23 protein-coding genes are annotated in these 25,661 nt (G+C 66.1%); 13 read left to right on the plus strand and 10 right to left on the minus strand.

Annotated elements, in window-relative coordinates:
• The 5 genes from ACFOMH_RS09760 to ruvC all read right to left on the minus strand — a co-directional run.
• The coding region (locus tag ACFOMH_RS09760) for a hypothetical protein (protein ID WP_377744199.1) at positions 1-1,651 on the minus strand (1,651 nt) is incomplete at its 3' end.
• A 2-nt stretch (positions 1,652-1,653) separates the two neighbouring features.
• Positions 1,654-2,685, minus strand: a complete 1,032-nt coding sequence (gene ruvB, locus ACFOMH_RS09765; RefSeq protein WP_377744202.1) for a Holliday junction branch migration DNA helicase RuvB — start codon at positions 2,683-2,685, stop codon at positions 1,654-1,656.
• The gene (gene htpX / locus ACFOMH_RS09770; protein ID WP_377744204.1) at positions 2,682-3,554 is read right to left on the minus strand and encodes a zinc metalloprotease HtpX; all 873 of its coding nucleotides are present in this window, start codon (positions 3,552-3,554) and stop codon (positions 2,682-2,684) included. Before htpX ends, ruvB begins: the two co-directional genes overlap by 4 nt.
• Positions 3,555-3,558: 4 nt before the next feature.
• Positions 3,559-4,230: a Holliday junction branch migration protein RuvA gene (gene ruvA / locus ACFOMH_RS09775; protein ID WP_377744205.1), complete on the minus strand. Its 672-nt coding sequence runs from the start codon at positions 4,228-4,230 to the stop codon at positions 3,559-3,561.
• Positions 4,231-4,241: 11 nt separating this feature from the next.
• Positions 4,242-4,736, minus strand: coding sequence for a crossover junction endodeoxyribonuclease RuvC (ruvC, locus tag ACFOMH_RS09780; protein ID WP_377744207.1), 495 nt, complete (start codon positions 4,734-4,736; stop codon positions 4,242-4,244).
• 123 nt (positions 4,737-4,859) lie between these two features.
• On the opposite strand from ruvC, the gene ACFOMH_RS09785 reads away from it, so the two are divergent.
• From ACFOMH_RS09785 to ACFOMH_RS09810, 6 genes are read left to right on the plus strand one after another with little or no spacing between them, the layout of a single operon-like run.
• Positions 4,860-7,703 carry a monovalent cation/H+ antiporter subunit A gene (locus ACFOMH_RS09785; RefSeq protein ID WP_377744209.1) on the plus strand — a complete coding sequence of 948 codons (2,844 nt, stop codon included), beginning with the start codon at positions 4,860-4,862 and terminating at the stop codon, positions 7,701-7,703.
• A complete protein-coding gene (locus ACFOMH_RS09790) occupies positions 7,703-8,068 on the plus strand; it encodes a Na+/H+ antiporter subunit C (RefSeq protein ID WP_374425649.1) in 366 nt (121 codons plus the stop codon). Before ACFOMH_RS09785 ends, ACFOMH_RS09790 begins: the two co-directional genes overlap by 1 nt.
• Entirely contained in the window at positions 8,065-9,657 is a 1,593-nt protein-coding gene (locus tag ACFOMH_RS09795) for a monovalent cation/H+ antiporter subunit D (RefSeq protein WP_374425650.1), read from the plus strand. The genes ACFOMH_RS09790 and ACFOMH_RS09795 overlap by 4 nt, the downstream gene beginning before the upstream one ends.
• Complete coding sequence (locus tag ACFOMH_RS09800; RefSeq protein WP_377744211.1) at positions 9,654-10,145, plus strand: Na+/H+ antiporter subunit E; 492 nt, start codon at positions 9,654-9,656, stop codon at positions 10,143-10,145. The genes ACFOMH_RS09795 and ACFOMH_RS09800 overlap by 4 nt, the downstream gene beginning before the upstream one ends.
• The gene (locus tag ACFOMH_RS09805) at positions 10,142-10,411 is read left to right on the plus strand and encodes a K+/H+ antiporter subunit F (RefSeq protein WP_374425652.1); all 270 of its coding nucleotides are present in this window, start codon (positions 10,142-10,144) and stop codon (positions 10,409-10,411) included. Before ACFOMH_RS09800 ends, ACFOMH_RS09805 begins: the two co-directional genes overlap by 4 nt.
• Positions 10,412-10,421: 10 nt before the next feature.
• Complete coding sequence (locus ACFOMH_RS09810) at positions 10,422-10,826, plus strand: Na+/H+ antiporter subunit G (protein ID WP_374425653.1); 405 nt, start codon at positions 10,422-10,424, stop codon at positions 10,824-10,826.
• 93 nt (positions 10,827-10,919) lie between these two features.
• Here the strand turns inward: ACFOMH_RS09810 and dapA are convergent, their stop codons facing one another.
• Positions 10,920-11,795, minus strand: a complete 876-nt coding sequence (gene dapA, locus ACFOMH_RS09815) for a 4-hydroxy-tetrahydrodipicolinate synthase (protein ID WP_377744214.1) — start codon at positions 11,793-11,795, stop codon at positions 10,920-10,922.
• Positions 11,796-11,898: 103 nt separating this feature from the next.
• Between dapA and ACFOMH_RS09820 the strand changes: the two genes are divergently transcribed.
• Positions 11,899-14,085 carry a lytic transglycosylase domain-containing protein gene (locus tag ACFOMH_RS09820; protein WP_377744216.1) on the plus strand — a complete coding sequence of 729 codons (2,187 nt, stop codon included), beginning with the start codon at positions 11,899-11,901 and terminating at the stop codon, positions 14,083-14,085.
• Here ACFOMH_RS09820 and ACFOMH_RS09825 read toward each other — a convergent pair.
• The 4 genes from ACFOMH_RS09825 to ACFOMH_RS09840 form a co-directional block, all read right to left on the minus strand.
• Complete coding sequence (locus ACFOMH_RS09825) at positions 14,039-15,034, minus strand: DMT family transporter (protein ID WP_377744219.1); 996 nt, start codon at positions 15,032-15,034, stop codon at positions 14,039-14,041. The two genes, ACFOMH_RS09820 and ACFOMH_RS09825, sit on opposite strands and share 47 nt — an antisense overlap.
• A gap of 62 nt (positions 15,035-15,096) precedes the next feature.
• Complete coding sequence (locus ACFOMH_RS09830; protein ID WP_374425657.1) at positions 15,097-15,885, minus strand: inositol monophosphatase family protein; 789 nt, start codon at positions 15,883-15,885, stop codon at positions 15,097-15,099.
• Positions 15,886-15,947: 62 nt separating this feature from the next.
• A complete protein-coding gene (locus ACFOMH_RS09835) occupies positions 15,948-16,655 on the minus strand; it encodes a GntR family transcriptional regulator (RefSeq protein WP_377744221.1) in 708 nt (235 codons plus the stop codon).
• Positions 16,652-18,013, minus strand: coding sequence for a formimidoylglutamate deiminase (locus ACFOMH_RS09840; RefSeq protein ID WP_377744223.1), 1,362 nt, complete (start codon positions 18,011-18,013; stop codon positions 16,652-16,654). Before ACFOMH_RS09840 ends, ACFOMH_RS09835 begins: the two co-directional genes overlap by 4 nt.
• Positions 18,014-18,104: 91 nt before the next feature.
• Between ACFOMH_RS09840 and hutI the strand changes: the two genes are divergently transcribed.
• The 6 genes from hutI to hutU are packed head-to-tail and all read left to right on the plus strand — an operon-like array spanning position 18,105 to position 25,631.
• Entirely contained in the window at positions 18,105-19,307 is a 1,203-nt protein-coding gene (gene hutI / locus ACFOMH_RS09845) for an imidazolonepropionase (protein WP_377744225.1), read from the plus strand.
• Positions 19,308-19,323: 16 nt separating this feature from the next.
• Complete coding sequence (gene hutH / locus ACFOMH_RS09850) at positions 19,324-20,856, plus strand: histidine ammonia-lyase (RefSeq protein ID WP_377744394.1); 1,533 nt, start codon at positions 19,324-19,326, stop codon at positions 20,854-20,856.
• A complete protein-coding gene (hutG, locus tag ACFOMH_RS09855) occupies positions 20,853-21,644 on the plus strand; it encodes an N-formylglutamate deformylase (RefSeq protein ID WP_377744227.1) in 792 nt (263 codons plus the stop codon). Before hutH ends, hutG begins: the two co-directional genes overlap by 4 nt.
• Complete coding sequence (locus tag ACFOMH_RS09860) at positions 21,641-22,789, plus strand: CaiB/BaiF CoA transferase family protein (RefSeq protein ID WP_377744229.1); 1,149 nt, start codon at positions 21,641-21,643, stop codon at positions 22,787-22,789. The genes hutG and ACFOMH_RS09860 overlap by 4 nt, the downstream gene beginning before the upstream one ends.
• Positions 22,786-23,943, plus strand: coding sequence for an acyl-CoA dehydrogenase family protein (locus ACFOMH_RS09865; protein ID WP_377744231.1), 1,158 nt, complete (start codon positions 22,786-22,788; stop codon positions 23,941-23,943). Before ACFOMH_RS09860 ends, ACFOMH_RS09865 begins: the two co-directional genes overlap by 4 nt.
• Before the next feature lie 11 nt (positions 23,944-23,954).
• On the plus strand, positions 23,955-25,631 hold the full coding sequence (hutU, locus tag ACFOMH_RS09870) for a urocanate hydratase (RefSeq protein WP_377744233.1): 1,677 nt from the start codon (positions 23,955-23,957) through the stop codon (positions 25,629-25,631).
• Positions 25,632-25,661 lie beyond the last annotated feature (30 nt).

The raw sequence follows: 25,661 nt of genomic DNA on the forward strand, positions 1-25,661 counted from the left end.
AATCAGCTGGCCATAATGTTCGCAGGGCGTTTCGACGCCTGACCGTATCTGAAAACCGCATGGGCCCGGTCAGATACACAGAGTTTCGGATACTCCCGCCGAAACCGGCGGCACGGGCAAACATGAATGCGCCAAGCAGCCACAGACATGCCAGCCACAAAGCGGCCTTTCCGGGGCGGCGCCCGTAATCGACGGATTTGCCAAGGGTCCAATCCCAGATGCGGGCGATGTTCAGTCGAAACCACGCGCCGACAACCCTGTCCGCGTTTGGGGCGAAACCTTCGGATCGTGCGCTGCGGTCCCGCAAGGCGCGTGCGGATTGAAGTTCCTTGCGTAGCGCGCGCCGCCTTGCCTTTCGTTGCAGGCGTTCCTTTTCGATCAGCACCTCGCGGGCATCTGTACCATGCCCGGCCTCGCGCAGGGCGCGGGCACATTCTTCATAAGGGTGTGGCCAGAAGTCGTGACCGTATTCACGCGGCTTCATCCGGGACAGCCAGTCGATGCGTTCGCGCCCCGAAACACCCTTGCCGGTAAAGGCGCCATAACGGCAACGATGCAGCAGCACTTCGGGCGGCCAACATGTCGGGTCGTCGCAGATTGTGCCGATTTGCGCGGCGGTCAGGTCGATTGCGCCCTTGCTTTGGGCGCCGCTTCGCCAGAACCAATTTCCGGCGATGGTCGCGCCGCTTGCGTTTAGTGCCTTGCCTTTCGCATTCAGCTTTGCGTCGGTGCAGGACAGATCGCCCCCCAGCTTTGCGCTCAGCAGGCGTATCTCACCTGCTGCCTCGAGGTTGTCTAGGAATACGCTTCCTGCTACCTCCAACCTGTCCGCACTCAGTGCATCTTCCGTCGCATTCAGCTTTGCGCCGGCGCAGGAAAGATTGCTCCCCAGCTTTGCGCCCAGCAAGCGTATCTCACCTTCGGCCTCAAGGTTATCTAGGAATACACTCCCCTTTGCCTCCAACCCGTCCGCACTCAGTGCATTTCCCGTCGCATTCAGCTTTGCGCCGGTGCAGGAGAGATTGCCCCCCAGCTTTGCGCCCAGCAGGCGTATCTCACCTGCGGCCTCGAAGTTGTTTAGGAATATGCCTCCCTGCGCCTCCAACCCGTCCGCATTCAATGCCTCGCCTTTCGCATTCAGCTTTGCGCCGGTGCAGGAAAGATCGCCCCCCAGCTTTGCGCCCAGCACGCGTATCTTACCTGCGGCCTCGAGGTTCCTCAGGAATACGCCCCCCTTCGCTTCCAGCCTGTCCGCAAGGAGTCCTTTAGCCAGCTCTGATCCGCTGAGAAACAGGCTGGCCAAGCGGGCGCTGCGCAATAGGATCGGGTCCGGGAAGCGACATTTAAGCAGCGCAAGATCGTTGTCCAATGTCGCGCCTTCAAGATCGAGGCCGCTCGTTCCGCCGCCTTTCGGGCTGTCGCCGTAGATATATGCGCCCATCACCCTCAATCCCCGTTCGGGCAGCGGGCAATCCTCGACCTGCTTCAGCACCAATGCCCGGATCAGGCTGGCGCGGATATGCAGATCCTTGGGGGCGTTTTCGGGCGGAACGCTTCCTGATACGGAATAAACCCCCGGCTTTCCCGCCCGCAGATGCGCAATCAGGCCCGTCTCGGCCTTGGTCAGTTTCCCGAAATCCTCGACCTTCATTCCTATCCCTCGAAAAGTGCGCCCTGTTCCGGCGCGGGCGGTGCCTCAAGTCCCAGATGCCGCCAGCCGCCGCGCGCCAGAACCCGGCCGCGCGGGGTGCGCGCGACAAGGCCCTGTTGCATCAGATAGGGCTCGATCACCTCTTCGATGGCGTCGCGGCTTTCGGACAGCGCGGCGGACAGGGTTTCGACGCCGACCGGGCCGCCGCCGTAATGTTCGGCCATCAGCGTCAGATAGCGGCGGTCGGCGCCGTCCAGCCCCAGATGGTCGACGCCCAGCCGGGTCAGCGCCGAATCGGCGATTTCGCGGGTCAGGCGGCCATCGCCCTCGACCAGCGCGAAATCGATGACGCGGCGCAAAAGCCGGCCGGCGATGCGGGGGGTGCCGCGGGCGCGGCGGGCGATTTCGCGGGTGCCGGCAGGTTCCGAGGGGATGTTCATCAGCTTGGCCCCGCGCGTCACGATCAGGTCCAGTTCCTCGACCGTGTAGAATTGCAGCCGCGTCGGAATCCCGAAGCGGTCGCGCAGCGGCGTGGTCAAGAGGCCCAGCCGGGTGGTGGCGCCGACCAGCGTGAAGGGTTGCAGCTCGATCCGCACGGTGCGGGCGGCGGGACCTTCGCCGATGACCAGATCCAGCTCGAAATCCTCCATCGCCGGATAAAGGACTTCTTCGACGGCCGGGCTCATGCGGTGAATTTCGTCGATGAACAGCACGTCGCGGGATTCCAGATTGGTCAGGATCGCGGCCAGATCGCCGGCGCGGGCCAGAACCGGCCCCGAGGTCATCTTGAAGTTGACGCCCAATTCGCGGGCCATGATCTGGGCCAGCGTGGTCTTGCCCAGGCCGGGGGGGCCGTGGAACAGCGTGTGATCCATGGCCTGACCGCGCATGCGGGCGCTTTCGATAAAGACGCGCAGATTGGCGCGGGCCTCGGCCTGACCGACGAAATCGGCCAGAAGTTGCGGGCGCAGCGCGCGGTCCTCGGTGTCGGTGTCGATCGGTTCGGGGCGCAGCAGGGGGTCGGGCTGGCTCATTGGGTGCCCCACGGGCCGCGGCCGGATGAGGCCATGGCTTGCAGGCGGGCAATGCGTTCCTCGGTCGGGGGGTGGGTGGCGAACAGGCGGTCCATGCGCAGCGCATGCAGGGGGTTGATGATGAACATGCTGGCCGAGGCGGGGTTGCGCTCGGCGGGGATGTTCACGCTGCGGCCGGCGGCGCGGGCGATCTTGGCCAGCGCCGAGGCCAGCGCCATGGGATGGCCGCTGATTTCGGCGCCGGTGCGGTCGGCCTCGTATTCGCGGGTGCGCGAAATGGCCATCTGCACCAGACCCGCCGCAAGGGGGGCGAAGATCATCGCCAAAAGCGTCGCCAGCCCGCCGCCGCGATTGTCGTCGCGGCCACCGAACATCGATGAAAACATCAGCATATTGCCCAGCATGGCGATGGCGCCGGCCATGGTCGCGGTCACCGTCATGGTGAGCGTGTCGCGATGCTTGATATGGGCCAGCTCATGGGCGATGACGCCGGCCAGCTCGTCGCGGTTCAGGGTTTGCAAAATGCCCTGTGTCACCGCCACGGCGGCGTTTTCGGGATTGCGGCCGGTGGCAAAGGCATTGGGCTGTTCGGTGGCCAGCAAATAGACCGCCGGCATCGGCAGGCCGGCGCGGTTCGCCAGCGCGGCGACCATGTCTACCAGTTCGGGCGCTTGCTCCCGGGTGACGCGCATTGCGCCCTGTTGGTTCAGGATCGCCTTGTCGCTGTTCCACCAGGCCCAGAGGTTGCCGGCCCCGGCGATGACCAGCGCGATCACCGCGCCGCCCTGACCGCCCAGCAGATAGCCCATGCCCATGACCAGCGCGGTCATCGCGGCCATCAGGATGAAGGTGCGGATATTGCCGGTCATGGCGTCACTCCTTTGGGGCCAGCAGCCGCAGGGCTGCGCGGATCAATGCGGGCGTGGCCGCGCCGGGTTCCGCGCCTGCGGCCTCGGCCACGGCGCGGGCGGCCTCGGACGGAGCATAACCCAGATTCCCCAAAGCCGAGAGCGCATCCGCCGTCGCCTGTGCGCCGCTATCCGGCGCGGGGCGCGAAGCGGGTTTCTTCGGGGCGGGGGCGGCGTCGGCTTCCACCACGACGGGGCCGGGATCGACGGTCAGCGCGCCCCCCAGCGCCATCACGGCCGGGGCCTTGTCCTTGAGTTCCATCGTCACACGCTGCGCCAGCTTGGGGCCTACGCCCGGCGCCTTGCGCAGCGCCGACCAGTCGCCAAGCGCCAGCGCCCGCGACAACCCGTCCGGCCCCAGCGTGCCCAGAATCGCCAGCGCCACCTTGGCCCCCACCCCCTGGACCGAGGTCAAAAGCCGGTGCCATTCCTTTTCCAGAAGCGTCGGAAAGCCGAACAGCTGCAACAGATCCTCGCGCACCAGAAGTTCGGTATAAAGCGCGATCGTCTGACCGGCGGGGGGCAGGCTGGCGGCGGTGCGTTCGCTGACATGGACGATATAGCCCACGCCGCGCACGTCGATCAGCACATGGTCCTGTGCCCGGTGCAGGATGATGCCCGCGATACGTCCGATCATACGCCGTCCCCTTATGCGCTGGTCTTGATGCACAGGGCGCGGCCCTGCAAATGATGGGCGTGGCAGATGGCGACGGCCAGCGCGTCGGCGGCATCCGGCCCGGCAAAGGTGACGCCGGGCAGCATGAAGCGCACCATGTGCTGGATCTGTTCCTTGGCGGCATGGCCGACGCCGACCACGGTTTTCTTGACCGCGTTCGGGGCGTATTCGCCGATCTCAAGCCCGGCCTCGGCGGGCGCCAAAAGCGCGATGCCGCGCGCCTGACCCAGCTTCAGCGTGCCGACCGCGTCCTTGTTCACGAAGGTCTGTTCGACCGCCGCCGTATCGGGACCGTGTTCGGCGATGACCGCGCAAAGCCCGCGATACAGCGCCGCCAGCCGCGGCCCCAGATCGTCGCCGCTGGAATGGACGATGCCATTCGCGAGATGCCGCAGGCGCGGCCCGTCCACCGCGATCACCCCCCAGCCCATATTGCGCAGGCCCGGGTCTATGCCGATGATCTTCATGCCTGTTCCCTTTTTTGGAAAGGGTTAGCACGAAAGGCGAACATCGCCTAGCGGCTTTGTCATCTGCTTGACATTGCGACCTTGCATCGCAGAGACAGGGGATTAACCGGGAAATGAGGGTCCATGTCACCAGCGCTGATTGCCGTTTTGCCCTTTATCGGGGCCCTTTTGCCGGGCCTTTTGATCCGTTCAGGCCGCGATGTCGCGGCGATATCCTGTGGTACGGCGACATTGATCGCGCTGTTGGGGTTGTGCCTGCATATCCCGGCGATCATGGCCGGCGAGGTGATCACCGCGCGCATCGAATGGCTGCCCTCATTGGGGCTGAACGCGAATTTCCGCATCGACGGGCTGGGCCTGCTGTTCGGCATCCTGATCCTGGGGATCGGGCTTTTGATCATCACCTATGCGCGCTATTACCTGTCGCGCAACGATCCGGTCGGGGTATTCTATACCTATCTGATGTTGTTCCAGGGCGCGATGATGGGCATCGTGCTTTCCGATAACATCCTGCTTTTGCTGGTGTTCTGGGAACTGACATCGCTGTCGTCATTCCTGTTGATCGGCTATTGGCGCCACCTGCCCGAGGGGCGGCAGGGTGCGCGGATGGCCTTGACCGTGACCGGCATGGGCGGCCTCGCGATGATCGCGGGCATGCTGATCCTTGGCAATATCGCCGGCAGCTATGAAATCAGCGACATCCTTCAGTCGCGCGAGGCGATTCAGGCCAGCCCGCTTTACCTGCCGGCGCTGATCCTGATCCTTTTGGGCGCCTTCACGAAATCGGCGCAGTTTCCGTTCCATTTCTGGCTGCCTCATGCGATGGCCGCGCCGACGCCGGTCTCGGCCTACCTGCATTCCGCGACCATGGTGAAGGCGGGGCTGTTTCTGATGGCGCGGCTCTGGCCGGTGCTGTCGGGGACGCCGGAATGGTTCTATATCGTCGCCACCACCGGGTTGGTGACCATGGTTCTGGGCGCGTGGATCGCGATTTTCCGCGACGATCTGAAATCGCTGCTGGCCTTTTCGACGGTGTCGCAGCTGGGCCTGATCACCATGCTTCTGGGTTTCGGGACCGAGGCGGCGGCGGTTGCGGCCATGTTCCACATCGTCAACCACGCCACGTTCAAGGCGGCGCTTTTCATGACCGCCGGCATCATCGACCACGAGGCGGGCACCCGCTCGATCGCACGGCTCGGGGGTCTGCGCAGGCTGATGCCAATCACCTTTGTCATCGGCACCATCGCCTCGCTGTCGATGGCCGGGGTCGCGCCGCTGAACGGATTTCTGTCGAAAGAGCTGATGCTTGAGGCGGCCGCCCATACCAGCTGGATGGGTCATCCCTATCTGCTGGGGGTGCTGGCGACGGTGGGGGCGATTTTTTCGGTCTGCTATTCGCTGCGCTTTGTCTGGCAGGTGTTTTTCGGGCCCGAACGCGACGATTATCCCCATCATCCGCATGATCCGGGCTTTGGGTTGTGGGTCGCGCCGGCCTTTCTGGTGGTGCTGGTCGTGCTGATCGGGCTGTTTCCCAACCTCACCGCCGGCTGGCTGGTCGAGGCCTCGGCCAGCGCGGTGACGGGCGGGCATCCGCATCCGCATTTCGCCCTGTGGCACGGGGTGACCACGGCGCTGAAACTGTCGGCGATCGCACTGATCGGCGGGGTGATCCTGTTGACGCTGAACCCGCGCATGCTGGCGCTGCGCGATGCGGTCTGGCGGCCGGATGCCAAGCGCATTTTTGACGCCATCACCCGCGCCGCGACCGGCGCCGCCCGCTATGTGACCGAGCGTTTCACCAATGGCTCGATGTCGCGGGCGCTGGCGGCGCTGTCGATCAGCATCGTGCTCTGCGGGCTGTGGGCGTTTTCGACCGGACGCTATCAGGGCGTTACCCGGCCGATGCTGGAAATCCGCGCCGTGCCGCTTATCGCGTGGGTCCTGTTGATGGTGGCGACGGGCTGCATGGTCTATTTCCACCGGCTGCGCATTCTTGCGCTGGTTCTGGTGGCGATCATCGGGCTGATCGTGTCGTGCAGCTTTATCTATCTGTCGGCGCCGGACCTTGCGCTGACCCAGATCTCGGTCGAGGTGGTGACCGTGATCCTGCTGTTGCTGGCGCTGAATTTCCTGCCGAAATTCACCGTGCTGGACAGCGCCGACCGCAAGCGCGGGCTCGATGCCTTTATCGCCACGGTGACCGGCGTCGGCTTTGGCGCGCTGTCCTATATCATCATGCGCAGCGATTTCGCCTTTCCGTCGATTTCGGGCTATATGCTGGAAAACAGCCACAAGCTGGGCGGGGGCGACAATGTCGTCAACGTCATTTTGGTGGATTTCCGCGGCTATGACACATTCGGCGAAATCACCGTGCTGGGCATCGCCGCGCTGACCATTTTCGCGCTGACCGAGACCTTGCTGATCGGGGCAAGCGGGCGGCGGCTGCGCAATTGGGTGCATGACAGCCTGCGCGCCGGGGATCGCCACCCGCTGATGCTGGTGGTGGTGACGCGGCTGATCCTGCCGATTTCGCTGGTCGTGGGGCTTTATATCTTCCTGCGCGGGCACAACCAGCCGGGCGGCGGCTTCATCGCCGGTCTGGTGGTCGCCATCGCGCTTGTGTCGCAATACATGGCCTCGGGCTTTGCTTGGGCGCAGGAGCGGCAAAAGATCAATTATCACGCCCTGATCGGCGCGGGCGTCATCGCCGCCGGCATCACCGGCATCGGCGCATGGTTCGCGGGGCTGCCCTTCCTGACCTCGACCTTTGGCTATGTCAAACTGCCCGGGATCGAGAAATTCGAGCTGGCTTCGGCCATGGGCTTTGATCTGGGCGTGTTCCTGTGCGTCGTGGGCGCGGTCATGCTGGCGCTCAATTCGCTGAGCCGGATCGCGCGCCAGACCGGGGCGGTCGTGAACCTTGACCCGATGGATGTCGATCCCAGCAAGGAGGCAGGGCACCCCTGATGGAACTGTTGATTTCAAGCGCGATCGGGGTGCTGACCGCGGCGGGCGTCTATCTGATCCTGCGGCTGCGGACTTTTGCGGTGGTGCTTGGCATGACCATGCTGAGCTATGCGATCAACGTCTTTCTGTTCACCACCGGCCGGCTGGTCGTGGACGCGCCCCCGGTCCTGCAGGACGGGGTGACGAGCTATACCGACCCGCTGCCGCAGGCGCTGGTGCTGACCGCCATCGTGATTTCCTTTGGCATGACGGCCGTGGTGGTGATGATGTCGCTTGGCGCCTTTCTCGAAGGGGGCGACGACCGCGTCGACATGCCCAGATCCGATCGCATCCCCCCGCGTGACACAGGGGACGAAGGCGCATGAACCACCTGATCATCGCCCCCGTCATTCTGCCCGCGGTTATCGGGCCGCTGATCATCCTGTGGATGCGCAACGACCTGTTGTTGCAGCGGGTGTTTTCCATCGTGGGCACGGTCCTGCTGGTCGGGGTCGGGATCTATCTGAACCATCTGGCCGCATCGGGCGAGGTGCTGGTTTACCGGCTCGGCAACTGGTCGGCGCCCTTTGGTATCGTGCTGGTGCTGGACCGGCTGGCGGCGCTGATGGTGCTGTTGACGGCGGTGCTTGCGCTGATGGTTCAGCTTTATGCCGTGGGCTCGGGCTGGGATCGCAAGGGCTGGCATTTCCATGCGCTGTGGCAGTTCCAGCTGATGGGGATTTGCGGCGCGTTTCTGACCGGCGACGCCTTCAACCTCTTCGTGTTCTTCGAGGTTTTGCTGATCGCCAGCTACGGGCTGATGATCCATGGTGGCGGCGAGATGCGGCTGCGCGCGGGCGTGCAGTACATCGCCTATAACCTTGCCGGCTCGACCCTGTTTCTGGCGGCGCTGGGGGTGCTTTATTCGGTCACCGGCACGCTGAACATGGCCGATATGGCGGTCCGCATCGCCCAGATGCCGGCCGAGGACACCGCGCTTTTGCGCACCGGCGCGGTGCTGATCATTCTGGTGTTCGCGATCAAGGCGGCGCTGGTGCCGCTGCATTTCTGGCTGCCCTCGACCTATGCCAATGCGCCGGGGCCGGTGGCGGCGCTGTTTGCGATCATGACCAAGGTGGGCGTCTATGCCATCATCCGTTTCCTGACGCTGGCCTTTCCGCAGGATACGGTGATCGAAAGCATGATTTCGGATCTGCTGTTGCCGGCGGCGCTGTTCACGCTGATCATCGGTCAGATCGGGATCTTGGGCACCCGGCATCTGGGGCGGCTGGCGGCTTTCGCGGCCATCGGATCGATCGGGACGCTGATGATCGCGGTGGCGCAATATACGCCGCAGGCGACGGCGGCGGCGATCTATTACATGATCCATTCGACGCTGGCGGCGGGGGCGCTGTTTCTGGTGGTCGACCTGATCGGGGCGCGACGGGGCGATCTGTGGCTGCGGCTGGACCGGGTGATGCCGGGCAGCGGGGTGATTTCGGTCCTCTACATCCTGACCGCCATCGCGGTGGCCGGCATGCCGCCGCTGTCGGGGTTCATCGGCAAGCTGTTGATCCTGGATGCCAGCGCGCAATCGCCGGCCGCGACCGTCATCTGGACGGTGATTCTCGTGACCTCGCTCATTGCGATCTATGGGCTGTCGCGGGCCGGCACGCTGATATTCTGGAAATGCTATGAGATGCAGGGGCCGGGCGCGCCCGAAGCGCCGGCCGCGGCCCCGCGTCCCGGGCCGATCCCGCCCAAGGTCGAACCCGATGAGCCGATCCAGGACCTGCGCGATGCCTCGGCGACCTGGCTTGCCATGCTGGCGACCGGGCTTTTGATCGCGGGCATCGTCGCCCTGTCCGTATTTGCGCAGCCGGCCATGCGGCTGGCCGAGGATACGGCGCGGCAATTGCACAACCCCGTCGCCTATCTCGAGGCGGTGCTGACCGCGCAGGAGGGCACGAAATGATCCGCCGCCTGTTTCCGCATCCCTGGCTTTCGGTGGTCCTGATCCTGACCTGGATGCTTCTGGTCAACCGCTGGGCCGTGGGGTCGATGGTCTTTGCCGTCATCGTCGGCGTGGTGGTGCCGATCATGACCGCGCCCTATTGGCCCAATGCAAGCGGTTACAGCCAGCCGGGCCGGATCCCGGCCTATCTGGGGATCGTGATCCTTGATATCGTCAAGGCCAACTTCGCGGTCGCGCGGATCGTGCTTTTCACGCCGCGCCGCAATCTGCGCCCGGCCTGGATCACGGTGCCGCTGGAACTGCGCCGCCCCGAGGCGATCACCGCGCTTGCCGGCACCATCACCCTGACCCCCGGCACGGTCAGCTGCGATCTTTCGGAGGACGGGCACGCGTTGCTGGTTCATTGCCTGCACGCCCCCGATCCCGCCGCCGTTCTCGATGAGATCAAGACCCGCTACGAGGCCCGGCTGAAGGAGATTTTCGAATGATCGAATACGCCCTTTACTTTGCCTATGGCTGCTTTGGTCTGGCGCTGCTGTTCTGTCTTTACCGGGTGGTTTTCGCGCCGGGACTGGCGGATCGGGTGCTGGCGCTGGACACCATGACCGTGAACATGATCGCGCTTTTGACGCTGTTTGGCATCGACCATGGCACGACCATGTATTTCGAGGCCTCGCTGCTTTTTGCCATGGTCGGCTTTATCTCGACGGTGGCTTACGCGAAATTCGTCCTGCGCGGCGACATCATCGAATAGGGGGGATGCGATGATCTGGGACATCATCATCTCGGCGCTGCTGGTCATTGGCGGGTTTTTCGGGCTGGTCGGTTCCTATGGGCTGGTCAAGCTGCCCGATCCGATGACGCGGCTGCATGCGCCCACCAAGGCGGCGACGCTGGGGGTGGGGGCGGTGCTGCTGGCCTCGATGATCTGGTTTCCGACCCAACAGGGCCAGGTCACCTGGCATGAGCTGCTGATTGCGCTGTTTCTGTTTCTGACGGCGCCGATGACCGGGTTCTTCATCGCCAAGGCGCATATGCATCTGGGCTGGGACGCGAGCGAGCTGCCGCGCCCGGCGCCGGACCGCAACTGGGCGACCTTTGCCAGCCCCGAACAGGACAGCCTGTTCGACCGCCGCGACGCCAAGGATAACTGCCAGCCGGAAAACTGAACCCTGATGCGCCACGGGCGCAGGGGCTGCATATGAAAAGACCCGCCGCAGGTGATGCGGCGGGCCTTTTCATTCAGGCGCTGTCGCCCCGGTTCAGATCAGCCCGGCATGGCGCATGGCCGCGTCGATGGCCGATTTTGTCGCGTCGGTCGGCCCGACCAGCGGCAGACGCACCCGGTCGCTGCACAGACCCAGCCGCGACATGGCGTATTTCGCCCCGGCAAGACCCGGCTCAAGAAAGATCGCCACATGCAGCGGCATCAGCTTGTCCTGATAGCTCAGCGCCAGCGCATAGTTGCCCGCCAGCGTGGCGTTCTGGAACTCGGCGCAGAGCCGCGGCGCGACATTGGCCGTGACCGAGATGCAGCCGACGCCGCCATGGGCGTTGAAGCCAAGCGCGGTATCGTCATTGCCGGAAAGCTGGATGAAATCGGTGCCGCAGGTGATGCGCTGCTGGCTTACGCGCTCAAGCTTGCCGGTGGCGTCCTTGACGCCGGCGATGCGCGGCAGTTTCGCCAGCTCGCCCATGGTTTCGGGCGTCATGTCGACGACCGAACGGCCGGGAATGTTATAGATGATGATCGGCAGATCGCTGGCCTCGTGCAGGGCGGTGTAATGCGCGATCAGCCCGGCCTGCGTGGGCTTGTTGTAATAGGGCGTCACCACAAGCGCGGCATCGGCGCCGGCGGCCTGGGCATGCTGGACCAGACCGATCCCCTCGCGGGTGCTGTTGGAACCGGCGCCGGCGATCACGGGGATGCGGCCGGCGGCGACACGGATCACCTCTTCGACGACCTTGCGGTGTTCATCATGGCTGAGCGTCGGGCTTTCGCCGGTGGTGCCGACCGGCACCAGTCCGTGGCTGCCTTCGGCGATATGCCATTCGACAAGCTTTTCCAGCGCGGGGAGATCCAGCTCCCCGTCGGGGGTGAATGGGGTAACCAGCGCGGGCAGCGAGCCTTTGAACATGACGGTATCCTGATTTTCTGATCTATAGGGGCTTACAACCGGCAGCGGCGATTGCCAAGGATGTGAGTTGCGCCCCCTGGCAGAGTCTCGCAGAAATGAGTCCATGATGTATCCATTCCGCGACATGATCCTTGGGCCGCTGCTGGCCGCGCTGTTGGCCGCCGGTATCGCGCCGGCACGGGCCGAGGATGCGGGCGAGCTGTCGCAGGCGCTGGTCGCCGCCAGCCAGCGCGACTGGGCGACGGCCGAGGCGCGCGCCGCGCGATCCGGGCCGATCGCCCGCGACCTGATCCTGTGGCAGCGGCTGCGCGCCGGACAGGGCAGCTGGCCCGAATATCGCGATTTCGCCGCCCGGCACGGCGACTGGCCGGGGATGGCGCTGCTTTACAAGCGCGGCGATGCGGTGTTGCGCGCCGATTTGCCGCCGGCCGAGGTGACCGGATGGTTCGGGACCCGCCACCCCGACACGCTGAACGGGGCGCTGGCTTTGATCGCGGCCTTGCGCGCGACCGATCCCGATGCCGCCCGGGCCGAGATCGCGCGTTTCTGGACCCAGCAGGCGCTGAACAAGGCCGAGAGCGATATCTTTCTGGCCGCCTATGGCGCGGATGCGGCGGGGCTGCATGATGCGCGGGTGATGCGGCTTCTGGATCTGGGCGAATGGCAGGCGGCGCGGGTCGCGCTGCCCTTGGCATCCGAGGGGGCGCAAAAGCTGGCCAATGCGCGGCTTGCGCTGCAATCGGGTCAATCGGGGGTGGATGCGCTGATCCTTGCGCTTCCCGCTGCGCAACAGGCCGATCCGGGCCTCGCGCTGGACCGGTTCCGCTGGCGGGTCTGGGCCAGGATGCCGGATCTGGCCCGCGACCTGATGCTGGAACGTTCGACCAGCGCCGAGGCCTTGCGCGATCCGCAGGCCTGGGCCGGCAAGCGCGCCGATTACGCGCGCCTCGCGCTGCGTCAGGGGGACTGGGCACAGGCCGAAAAGCTGGCGGCGGGGCATTTTCTGGAACCGGGGACCGAGGATTATTCCGATCTGGAATGGCTGGCCGGCTATGGCGCGTTGCGCGGCGGTGCGCCCGACCGCGCGCTTGCGCATTTCCGCGCGCTTGAGACGGCGGTGGTCAGCCCGATCTCGCTTGCGCGCGCCCATTACTGGCAGGCCCGCGCGCATGAGGCGGCGGGCGATGCCACCGCCGCCGAGGCCGCCTATCGCCGTGCCGCCGGCTATCAATCGGCATGGTACGGGCAGTTGGCTTCGGAAAAGCTGGGCCTGCCGATGGCGGCGGATCTGGCCATAGCCGGGCGCAGCGAAACCACGCTGCCCGAATGGCGCGGCAGCGCGCTGCGCGAAAACGGTGTTTGGCAGGCCGGGATATGGCTGATCGCGGCCGGGGATCCGGCGCAGGGGCAACGGTTCCTGATGCATCTGTCCGAAACCGCCACGCCCGAGGATATCGGCCGCATGTCGCGGATGATGCTGGAAATGCACATGCCCTGGCATGCGCTGCGTCTGGCCAAGGCGGCGGCGGCCAAGGGCGTGGTCTATCCCGCCGCCTATTTCCCGCTGACCGGGCTTGAAACCAGCGAGCTGGGCCTGCCGCCGGAACTGGTCATGGCCATTGCCCGGCGGGAAAGCGAATTCAATCACACCGTCTCATCCCATGCCGGGGCGCTGGGGCTGATGCAGGTCATGCCCGATACCGGCCGTGCCATGGCCCGCCGCATCGGCGAACCCTTTGATCAGGGGCGGATGACGCGCGATGCGGCCTATAACGCGCGGCTGGGCGGGGCCTATCTGGCGGGGCTGCGCGAACGCTTTGGCCCCTCGATCGCGCTGGTCGCGGCGGGCTATAATGCCGGGCCGGGGCGTTCGGCGCGCTGGCTGGGCGAATTCGGCGATCTGCGCCGGGGCGCCGATCCGGTCGAATGGGTCGAGATGATCCCCTTTGACGAAACCCGCAACTATGTCATGCGGGTGGCGGAATCGCTGCCCGTCTATCGCGCCCGGATCAGCGGCCGGCCCGCGCCGCTGGTGCCGACATGGGACCTGACCGGGGGCGGGATGCTGCCGGCGCCGCCGGCCGCACAGGTCCGCATGGTCAATTCGCCCCGGCCGCGTCCGGGCGGGCGCGCGTTGCTCCATTACGCCGGTGGCGGTGTCCTGTCCGAGGTGGTGCTGGGGCCGTTGGCCGCCATGCCCGCCGCCCCGGTCGAACAGGCACAGGCCGAAGCGGAGAGCGCGGTCAGTTCCGCTCGGCCCGCTCGTTCTGGCGCGAACGCCACCAGGTAAAGAGCCCCGCGCCCACGACAATGGCGCCGCCAAGCGCCACGTTCGGGGCCAGCGTTTCGCCAAAGATGGCGACGCCAAAGATGCTGACCCAGACCAGCTGGGTATAGGAAAAGGGTTGCAGGGCGGAAGCCTCGGCCAGCTCATAGGCCTTGATCAACAGGAAATGCGCGCAGGCCGCGCCAAGGCAGAGCAGCAAAAGCCACGGGATGTCGCGCCCCGCGATGGGTTCCCAATGCCAGATCCCGACAAGAGTGATGGCGACCGCCCCGGACATGCCGGTCCAGAAAAAGCTGGTCGTGGCCGGATCGTCGCGCCCGACCAGCCGCGTCAGCAACCCATAGACCGCGAACATGATCGCACCGGCAAAGGGCAGGGCCGCCTCGGCGGTAAAGACGCCGCTGCCGGGTTTCAGCACGATCAGAATGCCCAGAAAGCCGACCGCGACCGCCGCCCAGCGGCGCCAGCCGACCTTTTCGCCAAGCACCGGCCCCGCCAGCGCCGAAATCAGCAAGGGGTAACAGGCGAATATCGCATGCGTGTTGATCAGGCCCAGCCGCACGAAGGCCTCGACCGTGACGATGACCTCGGCCGCCAGAAGCACCCCGCGAAAGGCCTGTGTCCAGGGCCGTTTCGTGCGCACCGCACCCGCCAGCCCGCCCGGCGCACGGGCACAGATCACCACGACGAAAACCGCAAAGAACCAATAGCGCAGCATGATCACGAAGATCGGCGAATAGGTCGCGCCCAGATAGCGCGAGATCCCGTCCTGCGCCGCAAAGATAAAGGCCGAGGCACAGATCATCAAAATCGCCATGCCCTGCCGGTCGATGCGCGGGCGCGCAAGCGGCGGCGGCACGGCGGGATGCTGGGCCGAAGGGGCCATCAGCGGCCCCGAAGGCGGGGCCGCATGGGGATCGCCGTGATGGCCTGGCTTAAGATCGTCTGGCATTGCGCATGTCCGGGTCTGGTATACCAGCCATGCGCCCAGCCTCTGGCAAGGTCAAGCGGGGCTCAGTCGCGCTGACGTATAATTCCCGAGAATTCGTCGAAAAGCTGCGGGTTACCGCAGACGATCGATCCCGATTCAACCGGGTTTTCATCCGGGCGGATCGATTCGACAAAACCGCCCGCCTCTTTGACCAGCAGGATACCCGCCGCCACGTCCCAGGAATTGATGCCGCGTTCCCAGTAACCTTCGTAGCGGCCGCAGGCCACATAGGCCAGATCCAGCGCCGCCGCGCCCCAGCGCCGCACGCCCGCGGTCAGCGGCATCAGCCGGCCCAGATCGCGGATGGTCGCGGGCAGGGTGCCGCGCCCGCCAAAGGGCACGCCGGTGGCAAAGATCGACTCGATCATCTGCCGGCGCCCGGACACCCGGATGCGGCGGTCGTTCAGAAAGGCGCCGTCGCCGCGCTCGGCGGTGAACATTTCGTCCTTGGCGGCGTCAAAGACCACGGCGGCGACGATTTCGCCCTTGTGTTCCAAGGCGATGCTGACCGCCCAATGTGGCAGCCCGTGCAGAAAATTGGTGGTGCCGTCCAGGGGGTCGACCAGCCAGCGCCGGGTCGGGTCCTCGCCCGGCTCGGTGCCGGTTTCCTCGCCCAGCCAGCCGTAATTGGGGCGCGCGCCGCGCAGCTCTTCCTTGATGATGCGCTCGGCCTCGCGGTCGGCGCGGCTGACGAAATCGCCCGCCCCCTTGACCGAGACCTGAAGGTTTTCGACCTCGCGAAAGTCCTTGACGAGGCTGCGGCCCGCCTTGCGCGCGGCCTTGATCATGATGTTGAGATTGGCGCTGGCCATGGCTTTTCCTTTGTGGGATTGGCCGACCTCTTAGGCGAAGGCCGCCCGAAAGCCAAGCGGGACTAGGGCGTCGCGATCAGTTGATAGCCGGGATGAAAGGCCAGCCGCACCGTGGTGATGGCGCCAAGGTCGTTGAAGGTCGTCCGTTGCAGGATCAAAAGCGCCGTGCCCTGCCGGGTTTCCAGATGGCGGGCATCGCGGGCATCGGCGCTTTCGGCGGAAAAGGCGATGTCGGCATGCAGCCACGGGAAATTGCGCACCAGCCATTCATTGGCATTGATGCGGTGAAAGTCGATCTTTTCGACGCCGGGCGCGGCGGCGGGGTTGATCCAGCGATCCTCGACCTGAAACGGGCGGCCATCGCCGTAATGGATGGTGCGCATGCGGATCAGCATGGTCCCTTCGGACAGCGCCATGCGGGCGGCGATATCGGCGGGGGCGGGGCTTGGGCGCTGGGCCAGGACGCGGTGGCTGTATTCCAGCCCGGTGCCCTCGATCTGTTCGCGCACGATGGGGATGGTCAGCGTGGCCTTGCGCGCCGGGTTCACCGTGACATGCGTTCCGGCGCGGCGCTTGCGGTCCAACAACCCCTCTTCGGCCAGAAGTTGCAGCGCCTTGTTCACGGTGGCGCGGGCGGCGCCGAACTGTATGGCCAGCTCGGCCTCGTCGGGAATGCGGTCGCCCTGACGCCATTCGCGGTCCACGATGCGGCGGCGGACTTCGTTGACGATGGCCTGAGCCTTTGATGTCGTGGCGGAGCGTGCGGTCACATTCTGTCCTGAATCCGGGCGATGGTTTGCAGATATTCCGACATGATGCGGTCATGGTCCATATGCTTGCCCTCATGCACCATATGGCGGCCGGCCGACCAGACATCGCGGATCAGCCCGTCATGGCCCGCAAAGATCAGGCTGTCCAGCAGCTGGTCGCCGGCGCGCCCGGCCATGACCGGATTGTGCAGATCGACCGCGACCAGATCCGCCCACAGCCCCGGCGCGATGGCGCCCGTCTCGCGCCCGGCGGCGGTTGGGCTGGCGGCCAGCCCGGCCTCATAGAGCACCCGCCCGGTCGAGCGCTCGCGCGTGGCCAGAACAGCCCGGCCCCGGTCGCGCAGCCGCTGGCTGTATTCCAGCGTCCGCAGCTCTTCGATCAGCGAGATGCGGATATTGCTGTCCGAGCCAAAGCCAATGCGCCCGCCGGCCTCTGTCCAGATTGTGCCGTTGAAAATCCCGTCGCCCAGCGATGATTCGGTGATCGGGCACAGGCCCGCGACCGCGCCGGTGGCGGCCAGCCGGCGGGTTTCGTCCTCGGTCATGTGGGTCAGGTGGATCAGCGTCCAGTTCCGGTCCGGCTGATGATGGTCCAGCACCCATTCGACGGGGCGGCGGCCATAGGCGGCGCCGACCTCGTCGATTTCGGGAACCTGTTCGGCAAGATGCATGTGAAACGGCCGGCCCGGGCGCAGGGTTTCGCACAGGCGCAGCGCCTCGGGCGAAACGGCGCGCAGCGAATGCGGCGCGACACCGATGCCCGCATCCGGGGGCAGGGCGGCCAGCGCCACCCCGGCACCATCGAGCAGGCGCTGAAATTCGTCGGGGGTGGTGCCGAACCGGATCTGTCCCGGACCCAGCGGCCGGCGGTCGACGCCGCCGAACTGGTAATGCACCGGCAACAGCGTCAGGCCGATACCGGTCCGGGCGGCGGCCGCGGCGATGCGTTCCGACATCTCGGCCAGGTTGTCGTAATGGCCGCCGCCGGGGCGGTGATGCAGGTAATGAAATTCGACATTGGTGGCATAGCCGGCCTCAAGCATCTCCATCTGGACCAGCGCGGCGATGGCCTCGACATCCTCGGGGGTGAGGTGGTCCAGAAAGCGATACATGATCTGGCGCCAGGTCCAGAACGTGTCGCGGGGTTCGGGGCCGCGCGCCTCGGATAGGCCGGCCATGGCGCGCTGGAACGCGTGGCTGTGCAGGTTCGCCATGGCCGGCAGCAAAAGGCCGACCCGCTGCCCCTCTGGTGCGGCGCCGGGGGTCACGCGGGCGATTCGCCCCCGATCAAGGGTCACGCCGACATTTTCCGCCCAGCCGCCGGGCAACAGGGCCTGCTCTGCCCAGATATGAACCATCCGCCTGCCTCGTTTGCGAAAATAAGTTTAGACATAGAGTTTCATTAAGTTTAGACATAGAATCACAGGGAAAGCAATCGGGAAGGGTGGGATGCAGCTTCTGACCAATGCCAGTCTGGCGACAATGGATGCCGAATCGGGGGGATATGGCCTGATCGCGCGGGGTGTCGTGGCGATGGCGGACGGGCGCATCCACTGGGCCGGTCCCGAGGCCGATCTGCCGGCGGAATATGCCGGCGTCCCGCGCCACGATCTGGAGGGGCGGCTGGTGACGCCGGGGCTGATCGATTGCCATACCCATATCGTCTTTGGCGGCGACCGCGCCCGCGAATTCGAGATGCGGCTGGAAGGCGCGAGCTATGAAGAGATCGCGCGCGCCGGCGGGGGCATCGTGTCATCCGTCGCGGCGACGCGGGCCGCCGATGAGGCGGCGCTTTTGGCCAGCGCCCAGGCCCGCGCCGATCACCTTCTGGCCGAGGGCGTGACCACGCTGGAAATCAAGTCGGGCTACGGTCTGGATATCGCGACCGAGATCAAGATGCTGCGCGTCGCGCGCCTGATCGGCGAAACCCGCCCGGTTCATGTCCTGACCACCTGGCTTGCGGCGCATGCGCTGCCGGCGGAATATGCGGGCGACCGCGCCGGCTATATCCGCGATGTGGTGATCGGGGGGCTGGACGCCGCCCATGCCGAGGGGCTGGTCGATGCCGTCGACGGCTTTTGCGAGGGGATCGCCTTTTCGCGTGACGAAATGGCGGCGATCTTTGACCATGCCGCCGGGCTTGGCCTGCCGGTCAAGCTGCATGCCGAACAGCTGTCCGATCTGCACGGTGCGGCTATGGCGGCGGCGCATGGGGCGATTTCGGCCGATCATCTGGAATATCTGGGCGCCGATGGCATCGACGCCATGGCCGCGTCGGGGACGGTGGCGGTGCTGCTGCCCGGTGCGTTCTATACGCTGCGCGAAACCCAGCTGCCGCCGGTTCAGGCCCTGCGCGATGCGGGTGTGCCCATCGCGCTGGCCACCGATTGCAATCCCGGCACCTCGCCGCTGACCTCGATCCTGCTGACGATGAATATGGGGGCCACGCTGTTCCGCCTGACCCCCGCGGAATGTCTGGCGGGCGTCACCCGCAATGCCGCCCGGGCGCTGGGGCTGGCGGATCGCGGCGCGATCGCGCCGGGGCTGCGCGCCGATCTGGCGATCTGGGACGTCAAACACCCTGCCGAGCTGATCTATCGCATCGGCTTCAACCCCCTTCATGCCCGCATCGTCGGAGGCGAATTTGTCTGAACTGAACCTGACCCCCATGATCCTGACCCCGGGGGAAACCACGCTGGCGCAGCTCGAAGAGGTCTGGCGCAAGGGGCTGGCCGTGCGGCTGGCCGACAGCGCGCGGCCCGGCATCGCCGCATCCGCCGCGCGCATTCAGGCGGCGGTCGACGGCGACGCGGCGGTTTACGGCGTCAATACCGGCTTTGGCAAACTCGCCTCGATCAAGATCGCGGCCGAGGATACCGCCACGCTGCAACGCAATCTGATCCTGTCGCATTGCTGCGGCGTGGGCGAGCCGGTCGAGCCGGAAACCGTGCGCCTGATCATGGTGTTGAAACTGCTGTCGCTGGGCCGTGGCGCATCGGGCGTCCGCCCCGAGGTGATCCAGCTGATCGAGGACATGCTGGCGCGCGACGTGCTGCCGGTGATCCCGGCGCAGGGCTCGGTCGGGGCCTCGGGCGATCTAGCGCCTTTGGCGCATATGGCCGCCGCCATGCTGGGCGAGGGGCGCGCGACCTATCAGGACCGCGAAATGCCGGCGGCCGAAGCGCTGGCCGCCGCCGGGCTGAAGCCGGTGGTGCTGGCCGCGAAAGAGGGGCTTGGCCTGATCAACGGCACCCAGGTTTCGACGGCCTTTGCGCTGGCGGGGCTGTTTGACGCCTTTGCCAATGCGCGCGCGGCGCTGGTCGTGTCGGCCATGTCGACCGATGCGATCATGGGCTCGACCGCGCCTTTCCTTGAGGAAATCCACAGCCTGCGCGGCCATCGCGGCCAGATCCTTGCCGCCCGCGTCATCCGCGACCTGATGGCCGGATCGGAAATCCGCGAAAGCCACCGCGAGGGCGATACCCGCGTGCAGGATCCCTATTGCATCCGCTGTCAGCCGCAGGTGACGGGCGCTTGTATCGATATTCTGGCGCAGGCCGCGCGCACGCTGGAAATCGAATCGAACGCCGCCACCGACAACCCGCTGGTGCTGGTCGAGGCCGACATGATCGTCTCGGGCGGGAACTTCCATGCCGAGCCGGTGGCCTTTGCCGCCGACCAGATCGCGCTGGCCGTGGCCGAGATTGGCGCCATTTCCCAGCGCCGGATCGCGCTTATGGTGGATCCGACGCTGTCGCATGACCTGCCGCCCTTTCTGACCCCCGATCCCGGCCTGAACAGCGGGCTGATGATCGCCGAGGTCACCAGCGCCGCCCTGATGAGCGAAAACAAGCATCTGGCGACGCCGTGTTCGACCGATTCCACGCCCACCAGCGCCAATCAGGAAGACCATGTCAGCATGGCCGCCCATGGCGCGCGCCGGCTGCGGCGGATGAACGCGAACCTTGCCCAGATCATCGGCATCGAGGCGCTTTGCGCCGCGGCCGGGGTCGAATTCCGCGCGCCGCTGAAAACCTCGGACAGCCTTCAAGCGGTGATCGCGCGGCTGCGCGAGACCGTGCCGCCGCTGGATCAGGACCGCTATCTGGCCCCCGACCTGACCGAGGCCGCGAACCTGATCCGCGAGGGCGAGCTGACCGGCGCCGTCGCAGGGGGCATTCTGGACGAGGTGCGGCCGTGATCCCGGTCGAGGTCGCGCCCGGCGACAGCCCGGTCATCCTGGGCCTGCCCCATACCGGGACATGGCTGCCCGATGACATCCGCGCCCGGCTGAACGCGCGCGGACAGGTTCTGGCCGATACCGACTGGCATATCCACCGCCTTTATGACGGGCTTTTGCCCGGTGCGACCACGGTGCGGGCGGTGTTTCACCGCTATGTCATCGATGCCAATCGCGGGGCCGATGATGCGAGCCTTTATCCCGGGCAGAACACGACAGGGCTGGTGCCGCTGACGGATTTCGATGGTCAGCCGATCTGGGAAAGCGAACCGGACGCGACCGATATCGCCCATCGCAAGCAACAGTTCCACGCCCCCTATCACGCCGCCCTCGCGGCCGAGATCGCGCGGGTGCGGGCGCGTCATGGCGTGGCGATCCTTTATGATTGCCATTCGATCCGCAGCCATATCCCGTTCCTGTTCGATGGCACCTTGCCCGATTTCAACATCGGCACGAATAGCGGTGCGTCCTGCGATCCGCGGATCGAGGGCGCGGTTCACGATCTTTGCGCCGCCACCGGACGCAGCCATGTGCTGAACGGCCGCTTCAAGGGCGGCTGGACGACGCGCCATTACGGCCAGCCGGGAAGCGGGGTCCACGCCATCCAGATGGAGCTGGCGCAATCGACGCATCTTGCGACCGAGGCGCCGCCCTTTGCCTATGACGAGGACAAGGCCGGGGCGCTGCGCGTGACCCTGCGCGCGATCCTTGAGCGGCTTGCCGCGCTGGCGCCCGAGGTGCGGGCATGAAGCCGCTGGACGGAATCCGGGTGCTGGACCTGTCGCGGGTGCTGGCCGGGCCTTATGCCACCGCGCTGATGGCCGATCTGGGGGCCGAGATCATCAAGATCGAACCGCCCCAGGGCGACGATTACCGCCATATCGGCCCGTTCCGGGACGGGGAAAGCGCGCTTTTCACGCTGAACAATCGCGGCAAGCAAAGCCTTGCGCTGGACCTCAAGGATCCGGCGCATCTGCGGATCGCGCAGGCCATCGCCGCGCGGGTCGATGTGGTCGTGGAAAACTTTCGCCCCGGCGTGGCCGCGCGGCTGGGCCTAGGCGCGGATGCGCTGCGCGCGGAAAATCCGGGGCTGATCTATTGCTCGGTCTCGGGCTTTGGGCAGCAGGGGCCGTTTTGCGATCTGCCGGCCTATGATCTGGTCGTGCAGGCCATGTCGGGCCTGATGGCCGGAACCGGAGAAGAGGGCGGCGCGCCCCTGAAAACCGGGGAAAGCATGGCCGACCTGATCGCCGGGCTGTTTGCGAGCTGGTCGATCATGGCGGCGCTGGTACAGCGCGGACGGACCGGGCAGGGGGCGACGCTGGACGTTGCCATGTATGACGCGCTGTTTTCCATGCTGACCACCAGCCACGCGCTGCATTTCTATGCCGGGCAGGTGCCGCAGCGGGTCGGAAACCGCCATCCCCTGTCCACGCCCTTTGGCTGTTTCGCGACCCGCGACGGGCAGGTGGTGATCGCGGTCCTCAGCAGCAGACAGTTCGCCGCGCTGGCCGCGCTGATCGGTGCGCCGGGGGCGGCGGACGATCCCCGCTTTGCCAGCGACGAGGCCCGCACCGCGCATGAACCGGAGGTCCGGGCGCTGATCGAGAACTGGTCGCGCGGTCTGAGCACGGATCAGGCGGTCGCCGCACTGACCGGCGCGGGCATTCCGACCGCGCCGATCTGGGACATCGCGCAGGCGGCGGACAATGCGCATGCGCAGGCGCGCGAACTGGTGAGCCAGTTGCCGCATGCGACGCTTGGCACCGCGCCCAGCGTCGGCCAGCCGGTGCGTTTCGACGGCGCGAAACCGATTGCCGCGCGTTCCGCCCCCCAGCTCGGCGGCGACCTGCACGCCGTCCTGCGCCAATTCGGACTGGAGGATCACGCATGAATGACGACTGGCACATGCTGGCCGAGGAAGAGCGGCTGTTCTGCGACGTGCTGACCCGCATCTGCGCCGATGAGATCGCGCCACGGGCGGCCGAGACCGACGAAACCGCGGCCTTTGTCCATGACCAGCTGGCCGTTCTGGGACAGGCCGGGATGATGGGCGCGAATCTGCCCGAAGAATATGGCGGCGGCGGCATTTCCGCCCCGGCGCTTTTGCGGGCGGTGGCGATCGTGGCGGCGGCCTGCGGCTCGACCGCCTCGGCGCTGACGGCGCATTATCTGGCGACCGATTCCATCCTGATCGGCGGATCGGACGCGCAACGTCACGAATGGCTGCCCCGCGCGGCGACGGGCGAGGCCTTGGGGGCCTTCGCGCTGACCGAACCCACCGCTGGCTCCGACCCCGCCGACATGAAGACCCGCGCGCGGCGGACCGATGACGGCTGGCATCTGAAGGGCACGAAATGCTTTATCTCGAACGGGGGCGTGGCGGATTTCATCGTGGTCTATGCGGTGACCGACCCCGACAAGGGTCATCGCGGCATTTCCGCCTTTATCCTGCCCAAGGGCACCGCCGGGCTGGAACCCGGCCCGGCCGAGCGCACGATGGGCCTTAAGGGCGGGCATGTCTTTACGCTGAACATCGATTGCCAGCTGCCCCATGACGCCATCCTTGGCGATGAGGGCCGGGGGTTTCGCACCGCCATGCAGGTGCTGGACAATGGCCGGATCGAGGTCGCGGCCCAGTGCCTTGGCCTTGCCGGTGCGGCAATGGATGCCGCCATCGCCTATGCAAAGGACCGCGTGATCGGCGGCCAGCCCCTGACCGAGCGACAGGGCATCCGCTGGATGATCGCCGATATGGGCGTGGCCTACCGGTCCGCGCTGTTGCTGTCGCAGGATGCCGCGCGCCAGCGGCAGGCGGCCCATGACGGCGCGGGCGGCCGGTTTTCGCTGGCCTCGGCCATGGCCAAGCTTGCGGCCAGCGAGGCGGCGGGCCGGATCGCCGACACCGCGCTGCAACTGCATGGCGGTTATGGCTATACCCGCGATTTTCCCATCGAACGGATCAACCGAGATCTGCGCATCATGCGCATTTACGAAGGATCCAGCGAAATTCAACGTATCATCATTTCCGGCAATATGCTGGCCTGAGGGAGCACGACATGGACAATCCCCGTCACAACACCCGTGACATCTTTCCCGCGACCGGCACCGAGATCACCGCGAAAAGCTGGCTGACCGAGGCGCCGATGCGGATGCTGATGAACAACCTGCATCCCGACGTGGCCGAGAACCCCCATGAGCTGGTCGTCTATGGCGGCATCGGCCGCGCGGCGCGGACATGGCAGGATTTCGACCTGATCGTCGACAGCCTGAAATCGCTCGAGGATGACCAGACGCTGCTGGTGCAATCGGGCAAGCCCGTGGGTGTTTTCCGCACCCACAAGGACGCGCCGCGCGTGCTGATCGCGAACTCGAACCTTGTGCCGCATTGGGCGAACTGGGACCATTTCAACGAATTGGACAAGAAGGGTCTGGCCATGTACGGCCAGATGACCGCCGGATCGTGGATCTATATCGGCACGCAGGGCATCGTTCAGGGCACCTATGAAACCTTTGTCGAGGCCGGGCGCCAGCATTACGGCGGCAACTTGAGCGGCAAATGGGTACTGACCGGCGGGCTTGGCGGCATGGGCGGCGCCCAGCCGCTGGCCGCCGTGATGGCCGGGGCCTGCTGTCTGGCCGTCGAATGCGACGAGACCCGCGCCGATTTCCGCCTGCGCACCCGTTATGTCGATGAAAAGACGCATTCGCTGGACGAGGCGCTGGCGATGATCGACCGCTGGACCAAGGCCGGCGAGGCGAAATCCGTGGCCCTGATCGGCAATGCGGCCGAGGTGTTCCCGGAACTCGTGCGCCGCGCGCAGGCGGGCGGCATCCGTCCCGATATCGTCACCGACCAGACCAGCGCCCATGACCCGGTCCACGGCTATCTGCCCGAGGGCTGGAGTGTGGCCGAATGGCGCGCGCGCCAGGAAACCGACCCCAAGGCGGTCGAGGCCGCCGCCCGCAAATCGATGCGCAAACAGGTCGAGGCCATGGTCGCATTCGCCGACATGGGCATCCCCACGGTCGATTACGGCAACAATATCCGCCAGATGGCGCTGGAAGAGGGGTTCGAGCGCGCCTTTGCCTTCCCCGGTTTCGTTCCGGCCTATATCCGGCCGCTCTTCTGCCGGGGGGTCGGCCCGTTCCGCTGGGCGGCGCTGTCGGGCGACCCCGAGGATATCTACAAGACCGACCAGAAGGTGAAAGAGCTGATCGACGATCCGCATCTGCACAACTGGCTGGACATGGCGCGGGAACGGATCAGCTTTCAGGGCCTGCCGGCGCGCATCTGCTGGGTCGGGCTTGGGCTGCGCGACAAGCTGGGTCTTGCCTTCAACGAGATGGTCAGGAATGGCGAGCTGAAGGCCCCCATCGTGATCGGTCGTGACCATCTCGACAGCGGCTCGGTCGCCAGCCCCAACCGGGAAACCGAGGCGATGCGGGACGGCTCGGACGCGGTCAGCGACTGGCCGCTGCTGAATGCGCTGTTGAACACCGCCTCGGGCGCGACCTGGGTCAGCCTGCATCACGGCGGCGGCGTCGGCATGGGCTTTTCCCAGCATTCGGGCATGGTCATCTGTTGCGATGGCAGCGAAGATGCCGACCGCCGCATTGCCCGCGTGTTGTGGAACGACCCGGCGACCGGCGTCATGCGGCACGCCGACGCGGGCTATCAGATCGCGCTGGACTGTGCGCGTGAGCATGGGTTGAATTTGCCCGGCATTCTCTGATCCATAGGGGGGCCGCGCAACGCATCGCGG

This window comes from Paracoccus mangrovi (assembly GCF_042648425.1).
Lineage (GTDB): Bacteria > Pseudomonadota > Alphaproteobacteria > Rhodobacterales > Rhodobacteraceae > Paracoccus > Paracoccus mangrovi.